We start from the raw sequence: 15,624 nt of genomic DNA on the forward strand, positions 1-15,624 counted from the left end.
ATTGGGGCGTCAAGGTGGCCTACAGCGGCGGTTGTTGGGGGCTCCTGCGTTGTTCGATGGATCGGACGCACCCGGGTGCGACGGCCGATCGTCCGACGGGAGCCGGTCGGTGGACGGCCGGCCGGTCGGAGACAGCCGGGCCCGGCCGGGCTTCAGCGGCACCGTGTCGATGGCAGGTACCGATGAGGCACAGTGGGAGAGTCACTCCCACGTCCCGTCGCCCGACGGCCCCCGCACCACGCCCCCAGGCCCCACCTGGCCGAAGCCGGCCAATGTCGATGCCAGCACTGGAGCAGGAGGACACCGATGCGTCTCTACGCCCAGACCCCGCCCCGCCGGATCCGTCAGGTGCTCGCGGACCTGATCGCCGTGGCTCTGATCGCGGCCTCGGTCTGGTTCGCGCTGACCGTCCGCGACGTGATCATGTCGCTGGCCGAGCCCGGCCGGAAGGCACAGAGCGCGGGTGACGACCTCGCCACGGGCCTCAACAACGCCGCCGACAGCGCCTCCGGAGTACCGCTGATCGGGGGCGCCCTGAAGAAGCCTCTCCAGGCCGCGGCCGGCGCCGGCGACGGTCTCTCCGACGCCGGCCGGTCACTGCAGGACGTCGTGGGCCAGGTCGCCGACCTGACCGCCCTCGCGTTGATCGTCTTTCCCGTCGCCTTCGTCCTGGTGCTCTGGCTCCCGCCGCGCCTGCACTGGATCCGGCGCAGCGCCACCACCGAGCGACTCCTCGACGCACCCGGGGGTGCCGACCTGCTGGCCCTGCGGGCCCTCACCGGACCGCTGCGGGATCTCGCCCGGGTCCCCGTCCCGCCGGGTGGTCTGGCCGACGCCTGGCGCCGCGGAGATCCGCAGGCGATCGCCGACCTCTCCGAGGTCGCCCTGGCACGGGCGGGGTTACGGGCCTGACGGCCGGAACGGGGCGGTACGGGCGGCGCCCCGGCTGACCGGGCTCTCCTCCCCGTGGGGGGCGGACGCACTCCCCCGCCGTGACCGTCCTCCCCCGCTCGGGTCGGCCGTCAAGACGCCGTGAACCAGGCCGGCCCGCTCCGAACGACAGGCCCTAGCCGCGTGGGGTGATCCGGTGGTCGAACCCGAGGGTCCCGGGATCGAGGGCCGTCGCGCCGCCGTCGACGGTGAGGACCGAGCCGTTGACGTACGACGCCGCCGGGGACAGCAACCAGTCGATCACCTCGGCGACTTCACCCGGTTCGCCCGGCCGGCCCATGGGCAGGAACGCGGTCGCCGCGTCGTAGGCGGCATCCACACCGCCCTCGAGGCCCGCTTCCTCCGCGAAACGCGTCATGCGCCGGTCGGCCATCTCGGTGCGCACCCAACCGGGGCACACGATGTTGGCCCGCACGCCCTGACGCCCGTAGTCGACGGCGACGGAGCGGCAGAGCTGGAGCAGGGCCGCCTTGGAGGTGGCGTAGGGGGCGTTGCTCGTGCCGTTGCGCAGCGCGGACACCGAAGCGACGGCGACCACGGCCCCGCTCGCCGCCACCAGGTGCGGGAGCGCCGCACGCAGGAGCATCAGCGGGCCGGTGACGTTGGTCCGCATCACCTCGTCCCAGTCCTCCAAGGACAGGTCCCCCACGGCTCCGCCGCGCCCGATGCCCGCGTTGAGCACCAGCCCGTCGAGTCGCCCGTGGGCGGCCAGGGCCGCCCGGACGAGACCATCGGCCGCCGCGGGGTCCCCCACGTCCGACGGATGGGCCAGGACCCCGGTCTCGGCTTCGAGGCGTCGCAGGGGCTCGCTGCGCCGGCCGCACGCGACCACGTGGTGGCCGCCCTGGCTCAGCAGCCGGGCGGTCGCCTCCCCGATACCCGAACCCCCACCCGTCACGATGACAACTCGCTTGTCCGTCACTGCTGTTCAACGCCCTCCTCCGGGATCACGAAGCACGACCGAGCCTAGGTCCCGGCGATCCGTCCCGGACGACTTTGAGACAGGTGGCCATCGCGGGCGACGCAGCGCATGTGAGGGACGGCGGGCTGACCGGCGGCTCCGCCGGACGCCCAGGCAGAGGCCGTCGCGCCCCCTCGCCCGATCTCGTCGGCGGGCCGGGAATATCGAGGTCACACCCCGCGTTGCGGTGATCATGACGTCGCCGCTGCCCGAAGTTCTGCGATACACGGCCTTCTCCAGCGACCCGGAGGGGGGTAATCCCGCCGGGGTCGTTCTGGACGCCGCCGGCCTGGACGATGATGACATGCTGGCCATCGCCGCCGACCTCGGCTACTCCGAGTCGGCGTTCCTGACCGTCCTGCCGGAAGGCGTCGAGGGGCGCACGGAGCGGGCCTACGGCATCCGCTACTTCAGCCCCAAGGCCGAGGTGCCGTTCTGCGGGCATGCCACCATCGCGACCGCCATCGCGCTCGCCGAGCGGACCGGCCCCGGGGAGCTGGTGTTCGCGACGCGCGCGGGTACGGTGCCGGTCGAGGTGGTCGCGGAGGGCGGCACGCTGCGGGCCACGCTCACCAGCGTCGCGCCGCACATCGAGGAGGTCTCCGACGCCGACGTCACCGAGGCGCTGGCAGCCCTCGACTGGCCCCGGACCGAACTCGACCCGGCCTTCCCACCCCGAATCGCCTTCGCCGGCAACCGCCATCTGGTCCTCGCCGCAGCCACTCGCGCCCGCCTGGCCGACCTCGCCTACGACTTCACGCGTCTCGAAACACTCATGCATCGCCTCGACCTGACCACGGTCCAGTTGGTGTGGCGGGAGTCGGACACCGTCTTCCACGCCCGTGATCCCTTCCCGGTCGGCGGCGTCGTCGAGGATCCGGCGACCGGCGCCGCTGCCGCCGCGTTCGGTGCGTACGCCCGCGAACTCGGCCTGGTTCCCGAGCAGTCCGTCCTCACCCTGCGCCAGGGCGAGGACATGGGCCGCCCGGGCGAGCTCACGGTGACGCTTCGCGCGGACGACCCTCGCGTCCGAGTGAGCGGAGCCGGGGCTCTCATCGGCTGAACGGGGCTCGGCGCCGACGCGCTCGCGCTGACGCCGCCGAACGAGCGCACACCTGGGACGGTTCGAGTCGAGCGCCGACCGGGTCCGTCGCCGCGTGGGGCCCGCGTCGTCGGCGGACCGTGCCTCGACCGGACCTCGGCGCCGTCCCGTGTCGCACGCGCGGTTCGGACTTCGGTCGGCGTCACCGCTCGGGTCGGCGCCGTAGTGTCCGTGCACTCCGGTCTGCCCTGGCGGCGCCCGCGCAGTCCCGGCTTCCGGGACAACGCGCGCGGCACCGCCCGAATCTCCTCGTTCTCGAAAAAGTTCCGATCCGATGCAACCCGGCCCCCGGCCCGTGCGTATACGAGGCAACACTGCACCTCACACGGGGGAACACCCATGCATCTGGACCGTTCGGCCGGTCGGACCGCCGGCCGTCCCGGCACCGCTGTCACGGCCTGCGCCGCTGTCACCGCCTGCGTCGCTCTGCTCTCGGCCGTCGACTGCTCGACGGACGCGGGGACCGGCGTTCGTGTGGCCGACGACGCACCGCTCACGCGGGACTCCGCGACTGCCCCCGCCCAGGCCAATGGCAGGACGGCCCATGCACGCCCCGCTCCGTCCACGCCGGAACCCGCGGTACTGGCGCGGGCGACGGTGCACCTGTCCGACGGCCAGACGGTCGGTGTGGGCATGCCGATATCCGTCACCTTCCCCCAGCCGGTTCCCGCCGCCGACCGCAAGGCCGTCGAGGACTGGCTGCGCGTGCGGACCTCGTCCGCTGCCACCGGCGCCTGGAGCTGGGTGAAGGGACACAACCTCCTGGACGGGCAGCGTGTCGACTTCCGCCCGAGCACCACAAAGTCCGATCTCCCCTACCTCGGCAAGGACCACATCCTGGGCGCCATCGCCCTCGCTCCGGCGGACGGGAAGCGGGTGTACGACGCCGTGCGGCCCGGCGCACGTGTGGAGATCAAGGGCCGGCATGCCACGAGCAAGGGCTCGGACTCCGCGTGCATCGACCGTCAGCCGATCACCCCCGGCCGCTGACGCCGAACCTCCGACGCGCCGCCCTGGACGAAGGAGGCCGGGCGCGTGCACCGGACGTCCGCGCCGGACGAGCACTCGCCGGGCACGCAAGCCCGGATCATCAAGGAGAGGAAGTCCCATGGCCCCCACCGGTATCGAGGCAGCTCTGAACGATCTGCTGTTCAACCGCGCACTCACTCTGCAGGAGGCGGCCGATCGCCACTTCACCCCGGAGTACCGCCAGCGCACCGACGGCCGGTGGGCGGATCGCAACGAGTTCCTGGAACACATCGCTCACCTGCGCACCCTCGTCGCCGACGGGCACGTCGAGGTGCACGAGGAGCTGTACGACGGAAGCAAGTACGCCGACCGGCACACCGCCCACATCACCAAGAAGGACGGCTCCTTCGTCGGCATGGAGGTGTACGTGTTCGCCGATCTCGCGGCCGACGGCCGGTTCAGCCGCATCGAGGAGACCACCCTGATGCTCCAGGGCTCCCACTCGGACCGCGACCTCGGCAGCGCCCGCTGACCGCCCCCGCCGAGCGTCGTCGGACTCGCCCGGAGGAACGCGCCGCCCGCGGCAGGCGTCAGGAAGCGTTCGCGAGGATCTTCCGCGCCACCTCGGCCGCGGCGTGCCCGCCGTCGTCTCCACCCGACGGCGGGGACAGCCCTTCGATGCGGACGGCGACGGCGGTGCGGCGTCCGCCGGGCGCGTCCGTGCAGCCGATGAACCATGAGGTGGCGGACTCACCCCGGCCGCCGACGGTCCAACCCGTCTGTCCGTGCCGCCCGATGACCTCCCGCAAGGCGTCAGCCGTGCCCCGGGAGATCGCCCGCTTCGCGGAACGGCCGTCCTCGGCCTCGGGCGGCCGGTGGGTGGAACCGTCCGCATCCGTCACCCGTTTCACCAGCTGTGGGGGAACCAGCCGTCCGCCGTTGGCGACCGCGGCCACCACTCGCGCCATCGCGAGCGGAGTCGCCCGCACCTCTCCGGCACCGATCCCCGTCAGGGCCACGCCGGCGGACGACGTGCCGACGGTGGGGTAGCTGCTCTCGGCGACGGACAGGGGCACCTTGAGCGTGTCGTCGTTGAAACCGAAATTCCCTGCCATCGCGCCGAGTCGCGTCAGGCCCATGTCGGCGGCCATCTTGACGAAGACGTTGGCACAGGAACGGCGGAGCGCCGTTCGGATCGAGGCGTTCTCGCACTGTGGCGACGTGCCGGTGACCCGGGTCGTGGAGAGGGGCAGAACGAAGGTGAGCGGGCTGACGGTGGACTCGTCGACCGTCGTGTAGAGCTTGTGCTCCAGAGCCGCGGCCGCGACGACGACGCTGAAGGTGGCCCCTGGGGCATCGGGCTTTTTCAAGGCCCGGTTGAGCATTGGGGAACGGCTGTCGGTGGTGGCCGCCTTCCACGCCTGAGCGTCCTTCGCTCCCCGGCCGCTGAATCGCGCCGGGTCGTAGGACGGCGTACTCACGACGGCCAGGAGCTCCCCGGAGTCCGCGTCGAGCGCCACCGCGGCGCCCTGCTGGTCGCCCAGCGCGTCGAACGCGGCCTTCTGGAGGGCGGGTTCGATGGTCGTCGTGACGTTGCCCGGTGCGGCCCCGGACGCTCCGGCGCCCAGCGTGTGGTCGTACACGGCTTCGAGGCCGGTGTTGCCGTACACCATCGATCGATAGCCGGTGACCGGCGCGTAGAGAGGGCCGTTCGTATAGGTGCGCTGGTACGGGACCCTGGCGAGGTGACTGGGCTTGGAACCGGTGACGGCCTGCCCGCCCACGATGATGTCACCCAGCCCGTGCGTCGACCTGGGCGGAGAGACGCCCTTGCCCGCGGTGCCGGTGCCCGTGTCCTGGCTGCAGCCGCTCGTCACAGCCGCGATTGCGACGAGAGCCCCCGTGACGCCGAGCGCCACTCTCGTGTTCGTGTGCATGGGTGCATCCTAGGGAACAGGGCCAACAGGACGAGCAGTTGCGCACGAACGGTTCATAAGTGCCGCTTCCACACGAGCATCTGGACAGTGCGTGGATGCGCGCCTTCAGTCTCCGCCAGGGCGATCGGAAACGCCTGGAAGCGCAGGTTCCGACTTCGGCCGCTCGCCCTCCACCCCCGCGGCACGGCCGAAATCGTCCGGCGCGGCCGTCGGCACGCCGCGGCTGCTCCGCGTGCGGATCTCCGCTGCGCCCTTTATCGTGCACGCGCGCGGGCGGAGGACGGCTCCGGTTGAAGTCGTCGGCGGGCAGGCTGACAGTGGAGGGTATGAGCCGTCACCGGCGCCCGCCTCGCAAGGCCCCGTGGATCGCGGCCGGCGCGGCTGTGCTCGTGCTGGGGGGCGTGGGTGTGTGGCTGGCGAACACGGACGGTGGTACACCCCATCCCAGTCCGTCGCCCTCGAAGGACATCTCCCTGCCGACGTCGACCCCGCACCCGTCCCGGACCCCCGCGCCGGAGACGTCGAGCAGCACGCCGTCGGCGACACCGACCACCCCGGCGCCCCGTCCGACGAGGACGGCACCGAGCAGGCCGCCCCGGACGTCCCAGGCGCCGAGCACCCCGCCGGCACACCGCCCCGCGCCCACCGTCTCCGCCCCCGCCCAACCACCGACCCACCGGTCGACGCAGGCGACACCGAGACCGGTCCGGCCACCGGTGACCACTCCGGCGCCGGCGACCACTCCCGCGGTAACGCCCTCGCGCCCCACGACGACCACGGCTCCACGGCCATCGACTCATCCGCCGACCCGGCCGCAGGCACCCGCTGCCACCCGCACTCCCACCCCCGCCCCGACCGCCACCGGGTCCGGTCCGACGACGACGTGGTACACCTCGGCCGCCGCGATCGCCGCCGCGCAACGGATGGCGGCGGCCGGGACCGTCGGTGACCCCGCGTGTTCGATGGCCTCCGTGGGCCGGCCGGATCCGAGCCTCGTCCCCCAGGGCGGCCGTATCGGCATCGGGAGTTACGGCGGCTACTGGTGCCTGATCTGGTAGGAGCGGCCGGACGGACGGTCAGTCCCGAAGCACCCAGCCCGGCGTCCAGGTTCCGGCGGTGTCGTGGCCGGTGGCCGTGGCTGCCAGGTAGGTCCGGAGGGTGGCCAGTGCCGGGTGGGGGTTGTCGCGGTGCCAGACGAGCGAGTGCGGGTAGACGGGCTGCGGGTCGGTCACCGGGATCCGGCGCAGGCCGTGGGCGGCGGGCCAGACGTGACGTGTGTGCTCCCCCATGAAGGTGGCCAGCGCAGGGGTGTCGGCGATGGTGTCGAGGAGTGCGTCGGAGCCGAAGTTGGGGCCGGTCGCCTCGATCGTGAGGCCGAACTCGGCGACGAGGTCGTCGTAGAACGCGGCCCATTCGGAACCGGGGACGATGCCGGGCATCCAGATCCGGTGCCCGGCGAGCTGAGCGACGGTCACCGAACGGGCGCCCGCCAGCGCGTGGGCGGGGCCGGTGAGGAGCTGGAGAGGCTCGTCGAGCACCCGGGCGGACTCGATGTCGTCCGGAAAGGGCCGGCCGGGCATGGCGACCGCGCGGAAGGACGCGTCGATCGTGCCGGACCGGATGGCGGCGACGGCAGTCTCGATGTCGAGGAGCATCAGCACGTCGAGGTCGATCTCGGGGTGTGCCTCGTGGAAGCCGCGCATCAGGCCGGACGCCGCGCCGCGTGAGGCGATCACGTCGACGCGCAGCGGACGGCGACTGGTGTGCACGGACGCGACCGCGCGCTCGGCGACACGCAGCAGCTCGCGCGCGTGGGGCAGGAAGGCCTGCCCGTCGATGGTGAGCTCGGCACCGCGCGGCGTGCGGGTGAACAGTCGTACGCCGAGAGTGCGCTCCAGCGCGGCGATGCGCTTGGACACCGCCTGCTGGGTGACTGCCAGCTGGGCGGCGGCCTCCTGGAAACGCCCCGCGGCGGCGGCGACGACGAAGGTCCGGACGGTGTCGAGGTCCATGACTGCACCCTACGGCCACAACCATGGGTTGTGGGTGGCGCCTCTGGAGTTGTTTGACCCCTGGTAGAGCGCTCGCTTTGATGATTCCGGTCGCGATTCGGTTGTGCAGCTGAGCGGTGTGGGGGGCAGGCGTGAGGAGCGGGCACCGGCTGGAACGGCTTCGCGGACATCGACTGGGGAGGCCCTTCGGGTGGCTCTGGGCTGCCTACGGGACCAGCGCGCTCGGCACATGGCTCGCCTTCGGCGCGGTCCCGCTGATCGCCGTCCATGTGCTGCGGTGCGGGCCGGCGGAGGTCGCCGCGCTCTCCTCCGTGGGGGCGGCGGTCGGCGCGGCCGTGGCGGTGCCGCTCGGGCCGTGGGTGGAGTTCCGTCGCAAGCGGCAGGTGCTGATCGCGACGGACCTGGTGCGGTTCGCGGCGCTGCTGACGATTCCGGCCGCGTTCGCGCTCGGCGCGCTCACCTTCGTTCAGCTCATGCTGGTCTCGATCGTCGTCGCCGCGGCGGACATCACCTTCCGCGCGGCCTCCGGCGCGTACCTGAAGGCGCTGCTGCCGGCCGAGGATCTCCTCGTCGCGAACGCCCGGTTCGAGTCCACGTCCTGGACGACCACGATCATCGGACCGCCACTGGGAGGTGTGGCGATCGGACTCCTCGGTCCGCTGGCGACGGTGGTGGCCGACGCGGTCAGCTACCTGCTGTCCGCTCTGGGTCTCCGTGCGATGGGCGGGGCGATGGGCGGGCACGAGCCGCGGCCCGAGGGCCGGAGGACCGCGCGCTTGCGAGCCGGGGAACTGCTCGACGGCTGGCGGTACCTCCTCACCGACGTGGCGCTGCGGCCGCTGTTCTTCAACACCGCCCTGTTCAACGGCCTGGTGATGGCCACCCAGCCGCTGCTGGCCGTCCTCATGCTCGGCCGACTCGGGTTCTCGCCGTGGCAGTACGGCCTCGCCTTCGCGGCACCCTCGATCGGCGGGCTGGTCGGTTCACGGCTGGCCCGACCGCTCGTCACCCGGTTCGGACAGCACCAGGTCCTGGTCGTGACCGGGGCGCTGCGCGCGCTCTGGCCCGTGGGCCTGGCCTTCCTGGGACCGGGCACCGGAGGGCTGGTGCTGGTGATGGGCGTCGAGTTCGGGCTCATCTTCTGCTGCGGGGTCTTCAACCCCGTCTGCACCACCTTCCGCCTGGGACGCACCGCGACCGACCGGGTCACCCGCACCCTGACCGCCTGGGCGGTGTCGACGAAGGCTGCGACCGCCCTCCTGACGGCCCTCTGGGGTGTGCTGGGCAGTCTGCTCGGCCCGCGTACGGCCATCGGGCTGGCCGGCGTGTTCCTGCTGGCCACCCCGCTCCTGCTCCCCCGCCGGGCGGCGGGGCGTGTCCCGGAGCCGGCAGCGGCACCGAACCGCGCCTGACGACCTCCAGGTGGCACCGAGGGCGTGCGAGGCCCGAGCCCCCGACCGCTCTCCGCGGTGGGGGGCTCGGGCGTTGTTCATGCCGTCGGCAGCAGCGGGCCGGAGGCTTCCGGTGCGGCGGCGCCGCCTTCTTCGCCGGACTGGAGTCGCAGCTCGGGGGCGGGACGGCGGAAGCCCTTGGTGATCGCGCCCAGCTCATCGACGCGACCGCCAGGACCGTGGTGGACCTCGGAGCCACAGCCACCGAGCTGCGCGACGTCGCCAGGGCCGCGGGTGTCACCCCCGCCTCGGTGCTCTACTACTGCGCCGACATCCAGGAACTGTTCTCCGCCGTGTTCGAGCGCAGCGCCGCGACGTACATCGTCAGCCGCGAGGAGGACATCGCGGCGGCGGGCCCGGTGGCACGGTTGCGTGCCTGCGTCCAACACCCGGCTGCTCTTCGAACTGTTCCCGGTCGCGCTGCGCAACGAAGGGGCGGCCGACCAGCAGCGCACCTTCGTCGGCCGGCAGACCGAGCTCACGCCCGGGCGCGTGTCGTGCGGCCCGGCGGACGTGATGTGCGCGGCCACTCGTCGCCGGCCGTACCCGACCGAACGGGGCACAGGATGTCGGGTCCGCCCGGGTGCGTCCTTCCTAATGTGAGTGATCGAAAGGGAAGGAGGCCGGGGTGCTGGAGCGACTGAACCAGGCCATGGAACACATCGAGTGCCGGCTCGACCGGCGGATCGAGGGCGCCGACCTCGCACGCATCGCGCTCACGTCGGAGTACCACCTGCGGCGGCTGTTCTCCGCGCTGGCGGGGATGCCGCTGTCGGAGTACGTCCGGCGCAGGCGGCTCACGGTCGCCGGTGCCGAGGTGCTGGCCGGTGACCGGACGCTGTTGGAGATCGGGCTGCGGTACGGCTACACGTCCGGCGAGGCGTTCGCGCGTGCGTTCCGCGCCGTGCACGGCGTCGGTCCCGGCGAGGCCAGACGGTCCGGCGCGCCTCTCCAGTCCCAGCCGCGGCTTTCCTTCCGTCTCACCGTCGAAGGGAGCAGCAGCATGCGATACCGGATCGTGCAGAAGGACGAGTTCCGTGTGGTGGGCAGGAAGGCGCGCGTCCCCCTCGTGCACCTGGGGGTGAACCCTGCCATCGCCGAGTTCGTCCGCGGCCTCGGGCAGGAGACGCTGCAGCGTATCCAGAGCCTGTCCGATCAGGAGCCGCAGGGGATCGTGGCGGTGACCGACAACCTGGACCCCAGTCGGGCGGAGGGGACCGAACTCGACTATTACCACGGGGTGGTGACCCGGGCCGCCGCGCCGCAGGACATGGACGCGCTCACGGTGCCGGCCGGATCGTGGGCCGTGTTCGGGAACTCCGGGCCGTTTCCCGAGGCGCTCCAATACCTCTGGCGGGACGTGTTCACGCAGTGGTTCCCGTCCAATCCGTACCAGAGCCGGCCGGGACCGGAGATCCTGCGGACGAGGCTGTCGCCGGACGCCACCCGGGCGGACGCGGAGCTGTGGATCCCCGTGGAGCGGACCCTGCTCTGACGGAAACGTCCGTCCTGGTCGTGGGAACCGTGCCCCGGCGTCGCCCGCCGGGGCCGGGGCACGGGGTCGTCAACCGCGCAGCGTCGTCGGCGCGCTGTTGTACGCCTCCGCCGTCAGCACCGGACGGCGGGACGAACAGGCGTCCGACGGCCAGGACAGCCGGACCGTGCGCGACTCCCCGGGCAGCAACCACAGGTAGTTGTCGCTGTACAGCGTCGGCAGCACCCGACTGCCGTGGGCGTCCTCCAGCAGGGACAGCCGGACCATGGCGGCCACCGCCGAACCGCGGTTGGCGACGGTCGCCGTCAGTCCGTGACGGTCCCCGGAGCGCGACACCTTGGTGATCGCACCGGTCAGTCTCACCTGCTCGGCCTTGTTCAGGTCGCGCAGGGAGGAGGCGTCGCGGTACCGCCAGTACGTGTTCCGTGACACCTCCTCGCCCCGGGCGTCCGTCAGGGTGAGTCGCAGCAGGTGCAGGTCCGGGAGGTCCTTGCTCCACTCCGCGGTGAACGCCTTCTCCGTGCCCGCCCGGCTGACGTTGACGTGGGCCGTCCTGGCCGGGCCGAGCTGCCGGCCGCCCAGGTCGAACACCCGGGCCGAGACAGTCGCTCCACGCAGGTCGGTCGAGGTGTGGTTGACCGCGATGACCTGCCACTTCACCGGGTCGGCCTGCACGTGCAACGGCTCGCAGGCAGAACGGGCGCCGTAGTAGGTCCCGTTGACGTCGAAATCGTAGTCGTACGTCTGCCAGACCGTGCTGTGCCAGGCCGGATGGGACATCCACAGCATGAGGCCGGACGCGTTGTCCCACAGGTTGGCGTTCCACGCCTCGAACATGGCGCGGGTGTTCTCGTAGTTGACGAACTGCGCCTTGCGGGCGAAGTCGTCCAGGTCTCCCGCTTCACCGAGGCGCGCTTCGATGGCCGCCTTGTAGACATGGGGTGCCTGGTTGCCGCGATCGCTCCAGTCGTGGAGGTACCAGGCGCCCTTGATGGGCCACTCCGGCTCGTCACCCGTCATGGTGCGCACGCTCGCCGCGGTGGAGACGACGGGCATGCCGATCTCGGTGTGGAAGCCGAAGTCCTTGCTGCCGTACGTCATGGGGTCGAAGTACTTCTCCGGCTCCACCCAGCCGTACGGGCCGCCGCCCGTGACGATGCCGCCCGCCGAATTGTTCTGGTAGAGCAGGCCGGGCGCCTGCTCTGCCACGGCCGCGCGCATGCCCTTGTCGATGGCGGCAGGGGGGTTGCCCTCGTTGGCGCCGCACCAGAGGACCACGCACGGGTGGCTGCGGAAGCGCAGCACGGTGTCGCGGGCGAGTGCGACGAACGCCTCGTGGTCCGGCGGGTCCATGCCCCAGGCGTTGGGGAAGTCGTTCCACACCAGGATGCCGTGCCGGTCGCAGGCGGCGAAGAACTCCTCCCGGTCGCTGCTGCCGACCCAGTTGCGGATCATGGTGAAGTTCATGTCGCGGTGCATGCGCACGGCCGCGTCCATGCGTTCCGCCGGCATACGGCGCAGCAGCTCGTCCCAGCCCCAGTTGCCGCCGCGGGCGAGCACGCGTACACCGTTGACGCTGATCTTCAGCGGATCGGGGGTGTTGGAGACGGACTTGACGTCGGTCCAGTTCTCGCCGTCGTCGGACACCTGGATGACGTACGTCTTCGGGTACGCGGTCTCCCAGACGACGGCGACGCGGTCGAACCCACGCCGGGATCCGAGGTCGACCTGGATCCACTGGTGGTCCTCGTAGGCGGAGGACCAACGGGTGTTCGGGTTGCCGTCCGTGGCGTTGGACGCGGGGTTGTCGGACTCCTCGGTGGAGGCGGTCGCCTTCTGGCGCAGGGAGAGGTCGGTGCCCGGGACGGCACGGTCGACGACGCTGAAGGTCCACAGCGAGTTGCCCCAACTGGTGTTCCGGAGACCGCAGTCGAGGCGGACGTAGCGTGCGGTGCGCCGGTCGAAGTCCTCGACCTGGAGGCTGGCGTTGCCGTTGCTGAACGGAAGCGGCACCGCGCCGTTGTCCACGGACTTCACGTCGGTCCAGTCCGAGCCGTTCGCCGAGACCTGCACGACGAAGGTCTTCGCGTACGCCTGCTCCCAGGTGAGGTCGACCCGGTCGAACGACTGGACGGAGCCCAGGTCGACGCGTATCCACTGGTCGTCCTCGTAGGCGGAGGACCAGCGGGTGCCGGCGTCGCCGTCGGTGGCGTTGGCCGCGCCGTTGCCGTCCTGATCGGTGGTGGAGGCCTCGGCGGCGGCGTGCAGGGCGAGGTCGACGCCGGGTCTCGCGCTGTCCCCGACGGAGAGCGTCCACAGGGAACTGCCCCAGGAGGTCGCCCGGGTCAGGCACTTGACGCGGAGATGCCGGGCCTGCTGCCGCTCAAAGGTCACGGTCTGCGTGTAGGCGTCGCGGGACGCGGTGAACGGGAGCGGCACCTCGTACTCGTAGCCGAACTGACGGATGCCGAAGCGGGTGGTGCGCCGGTCGCTCTCCTGTCCGCCGACCGCCGCCGTCAGCGTGAGATCGTGCAGACGGGCCTCGCCCAGTCCGTTGGGCCACCACAGTTCGGGGTCGCGCAGCTTCAACTGCGCGAAGGCGTCGGGGGCGAAGACGACGTCGGCGCTCTCGCCGGCCTTCACGGTCACGCTCTTCGACACCCGCGCGCTTCCGAAGGCCGCCGTGACCGTCGCCCGGTGATCGACGGAGTCGGCGTTGCGCACCGGTACGACGACGGTGACCTCGGCGACCGACACGTCCGGCAGGTCGGGCAGGACGGTGTCCACCCGTGGATCGCCGATGACGACGTGCCCGGTCGAGCGCAGCCGCACGTGGTTCCAGATGCCGGCCGCACGGTCGCGTACGGCGGGCATCCAGTCCCAGCCCGACGACGCGAGGTACGTCGGGGAGTTGAGGTTCATCTGCTGGGCGCCGGCATCGACCCACGCGTCGCCCTCGGGACCCTTGTCCCCAGGGCTGCCGGGCACCGGCATCGGGGTGATCCGTACGGCGAGCCCGTTCTCGCCGGCCCCGTCGAGCTGCCGGGTGATGTCGAAGGCGGCACGGGCGAACGGGTACGTCAGGTCGCCGACCTGCTTGCCGTTGAGCCATACCTCGGCCTTGTGGTTGACGCCGTCGAACTCCAGCCACACATGCCGTCCGGCGCCGGTGCGCAGTCCGCGCGGGAGCGTGAAGTCCCTTTTGTACCACCAGGAGTGGCGTGACAGAGCCTCCGGAATGCGCAGGTTGTTCAGGCCCGCCACCGGGTCGGGCAGTTTGCCCTGGTCCACGAGCGAGCCGAGCACCGTGCCGGGAACGGTCGCGGGCAGCCAGCCGCCGGTGTCCACGGACGTCCTGGACAGGGCGGCGCCGTCCGCGTCCGCCCAGTCGTCCATGGTGAGCCGCCAGCCCGACTCCACGGGCACGCTCCCGTCGTCGGCGACGGTGAGCCCGGGTGCCTTGCCCGGGTGGGAACCCCAATCGGTCCAGCCGGTGGCCGAAGGACGGTGATCCTCGGCGGTGCCGTACACCTCGAAGCCGTTGAGGCCGAGGGGCAGCGGGCTGGAGCGCTTCTGGGAGGTCATGCGCACCCGGCGCGCCCTGACCGGGCGCGGAAGCTGGATGTTCACGACGCCCCCGGTGCCCGCCGTGGTGCGGTACGCCGCCGTCCAGGACTCGCCGTCGGTGGACGTCTCCACCACGAAGGCCGTCGAGTAGCTGGACTGGACCTCTTTGCCGGTCGTGCCGCTGTGCACATTGCCGCTGGTGGGCGGCGTGTAGACCGGGGTGGAGGCGGCCGCCTCGAAGGTCAGGCGGACATGGGTGACCTCGCAGACGGCCTGGAGGTCCACGGCTATCCACTGGGGGTCACCGCCCTCGGCGCGCCATCCGCTGCCTCTGACTCCCTGAACGGAGAGACGGTCGACCACGAAGGAACCGAGCGTGGCGGCGTAGGCGGTCGAAGAGACCGAGACCGGTCGGTAGAGGGCCAGTTCGCCGGAGGTGGAGCGTTCGACGGGTGCGCCGGTGGGGACGGCAGCAGCATGCGGCACGGGGAGCACGGAGCCCAGGCCGAATCCGGCCAGCAGGGTGCTACCCGAGGTGACGACGGTCCGTCGCGACAGGTGCCGCGACGGACTCGACTGATCTGTCATGTGTGTGACGTCCCATCAAAATACGCGGGCCGAACCGGCTCCGCACGCCCCGCGCCGAAACGGATGACAACGTTGCCAAAGGCTGTGTCGGATGGCGTTTCCTGTCAACCCCTGATCGCCGATTGCCTCCGTCGGCAGCGAGTGCTCCCTCGTGGGGGTTGCCTGTGGCAAACACTCGGCATCGATGTTCGGCCGGTGGAGTCTCGAGCGCGTAGAGGGGATCGGAAGGTTTCGAGAGACCTCGCCGGGCGGGAGTCGTGGGCCTCGACTTCCCTCATCGAAGCTGGTGTTGGCTGGCCCCCCGCGTCAGGCGTCCGCCCCTGCCGACGCGAGCCGGAGGGGCCGCGGCGCGGCGCACAGTCGCCCGTCCGTCCCGACGTTCCATCGCTTGTGCAACTGGCATGGTTGCCTGATGGCATACAGAGGTCGAGCCCCGGAGATCTCGCCCAGAGCAGGAACGACGCGAGACCGACCGCCGCTTCGCAGGAGGTGGCGGTGCTGTCGTTTCTGGTGGCGATGCCGCGGGAGCCTTGGAGGCGCGCCAGGAGATCGGCCATGTGGCTGGTGATGTCCGGCCGGACGGCAGAGATG

Annotated in this window: 12 protein-coding genes; 8 read left to right on the plus strand and 4 right to left on the minus strand. The window is 71.6% G+C overall.

The window, feature by feature from the left end; genetic code table 11:
- Positions 1-306 precede the first annotated feature (306 nt).
- Positions 307-912 (plus strand): hypothetical protein, encoded by a 606-nt coding sequence (locus BLW57_RS02370; RefSeq protein WP_093471770.1) that lies wholly within the window; start codon positions 307-309, stop codon positions 910-912.
- A 154-nt stretch (positions 913-1,066) separates the two neighbouring features.
- Here the strand turns inward: BLW57_RS02370 and BLW57_RS02375 are convergent, their stop codons facing one another.
- On the minus strand, positions 1,067-1,873 hold the full coding sequence (locus BLW57_RS02375) for an SDR family NAD(P)-dependent oxidoreductase (protein ID WP_093471772.1): 807 nt from the start codon (positions 1,871-1,873) through the stop codon (positions 1,067-1,069).
- A gap of 232 nt (positions 1,874-2,105) precedes the next feature.
- Between BLW57_RS02375 and BLW57_RS02380 the strand changes: the two genes are divergently transcribed.
- The 3 genes from BLW57_RS02380 to BLW57_RS02390 all read left to right on the plus strand — a co-directional run bounded on the left by BLW57_RS02380 (position 2,106) and on the right by BLW57_RS02390 (position 4,515).
- Positions 2,106-2,975, plus strand: coding sequence for a PhzF family phenazine biosynthesis isomerase (locus BLW57_RS02380; RefSeq protein WP_093480471.1), 870 nt, complete (start codon positions 2,106-2,108; stop codon positions 2,973-2,975).
- Positions 2,976-3,353: 378 nt separating this feature from the next.
- On the plus strand, positions 3,354-4,004 hold the full coding sequence (locus tag BLW57_RS02385) for an Ig-like domain-containing protein (protein ID WP_093471774.1): 651 nt from the start codon (positions 3,354-3,356) through the stop codon (positions 4,002-4,004).
- 118 nt (positions 4,005-4,122) lie between these two features.
- Positions 4,123-4,515: a nuclear transport factor 2 family protein gene (locus BLW57_RS02390; protein ID WP_093471775.1), complete on the plus strand. Its 393-nt coding sequence runs from the start codon at positions 4,123-4,125 to the stop codon at positions 4,513-4,515.
- 58 nt (positions 4,516-4,573) lie between these two features.
- Here BLW57_RS02390 and BLW57_RS02395 read toward each other — a convergent pair whose 3' ends face one another.
- Positions 4,574-5,920, minus strand: coding sequence for a penicillin-binding transpeptidase domain-containing protein (locus BLW57_RS02395; RefSeq protein ID WP_176985420.1), 1,347 nt, complete (start codon positions 5,918-5,920; stop codon positions 4,574-4,576).
- A 409-nt stretch (positions 5,921-6,329) separates the two neighbouring features.
- Here BLW57_RS02395 and BLW57_RS41180 point away from each other — a divergent pair, with 409 nt between their 5' ends.
- Positions 6,330-6,869 carry a hypothetical protein gene (locus BLW57_RS41180; protein WP_101377052.1) on the plus strand — a complete coding sequence of 180 codons (540 nt, stop codon included), beginning with the start codon at positions 6,330-6,332 and terminating at the stop codon, positions 6,867-6,869.
- Positions 6,870-6,996: 127 nt separating this feature from the next.
- Here BLW57_RS41180 and BLW57_RS02405 read toward each other — a convergent pair whose 3' ends face one another.
- Positions 6,997-7,932, minus strand: a complete 936-nt coding sequence (locus BLW57_RS02405; RefSeq protein WP_093471778.1) for a LysR family transcriptional regulator — start codon at positions 7,930-7,932, stop codon at positions 6,997-6,999.
- Between the two features lie 131 nt (positions 7,933-8,063).
- On the opposite strand from BLW57_RS02405, the gene BLW57_RS02410 reads away from it, so the two are divergent.
- The 3 genes from BLW57_RS02410 to BLW57_RS02420 all read left to right on the plus strand — a co-directional run bounded on the left by BLW57_RS02410 (position 8,064) and on the right by BLW57_RS02420 (position 10,878).
- Complete coding sequence (locus BLW57_RS02410) at positions 8,064-9,344, plus strand: MFS transporter (RefSeq protein WP_093471780.1); 1,281 nt, start codon at positions 8,064-8,066, stop codon at positions 9,342-9,344.
- Between the two features lie 221 nt (positions 9,345-9,565).
- A complete protein-coding gene (locus BLW57_RS02415; RefSeq protein ID WP_256339786.1) occupies positions 9,566-10,027 on the plus strand; it encodes a TetR/AcrR family transcriptional regulator in 462 nt (153 codons plus the stop codon).
- The gene (locus BLW57_RS02420) at positions 10,012-10,878 is read left to right on the plus strand and encodes an AraC family transcriptional regulator (protein WP_093471782.1); all 867 of its coding nucleotides are present in this window, start codon (positions 10,012-10,014) and stop codon (positions 10,876-10,878) included. The genes BLW57_RS02415 and BLW57_RS02420 overlap by 16 nt, the downstream gene beginning before the upstream one ends.
- A 69-nt stretch (positions 10,879-10,947) precedes the next feature.
- Here the strand turns inward: BLW57_RS02420 and BLW57_RS02425 are convergent, their stop codons facing one another.
- Positions 10,948-15,033 (minus strand): discoidin domain-containing protein, encoded by a 4,086-nt coding sequence (locus BLW57_RS02425; RefSeq protein WP_093471783.1) that lies wholly within the window; start codon positions 15,031-15,033, stop codon positions 10,948-10,950.
- Between the last annotated feature and the right edge of the window lie 591 nt (positions 15,034-15,624).

It is taken from the genome of Streptomyces sp. 1222.5 (assembly GCF_900105245.1).
GTDB classification, from domain to species: domain Bacteria; phylum Actinomycetota; class Actinomycetes; order Streptomycetales; family Streptomycetaceae; genus Streptomyces; species Streptomyces albidocamelliae.

Bases quoted from the DNA above. Each gene is read 5' to 3' on its own strand.
- BLW57_RS02390 (WP_093471775.1), top strand. From the start codon at position 4,123: ATGGCCCCCACCGGTATCGAGGCAGCTCTGAACGATCTGCTGTTCAAC.
- BLW57_RS02395 (WP_176985420.1), bottom strand. From the start codon at position 5,920: ATGCACACGAACACGAGAGTGGCGCTCGGCGTCACGGGGGCTCTCGTC.
- BLW57_RS02425 (WP_093471783.1), bottom strand. From the start codon at position 15,033: ATGACAGATCAGTCGAGTCCGTCGCGGCACCTGTCGCGACGGACCGTC.
- BLW57_RS02380 (WP_093480471.1), top strand. From the start codon at position 2,106: ATGACGTCGCCGCTGCCCGAAGTTCTGCGATACACGGCCTTCTCCAGC.
- BLW57_RS02370 (WP_093471770.1), top strand. From the start codon at position 307: ATGCGTCTCTACGCCCAGACCCCGCCCCGCCGGATCCGTCAGGTGCTC.
- BLW57_RS02385 (WP_093471774.1), top strand. From the start codon at position 3,354: ATGCATCTGGACCGTTCGGCCGGTCGGACCGCCGGCCGTCCCGGCACC.
- BLW57_RS02405 (WP_093471778.1), bottom strand. From the start codon at position 7,932: ATGGACCTCGACACCGTCCGGACCTTCGTCGTCGCCGCCGCCGCGGGG.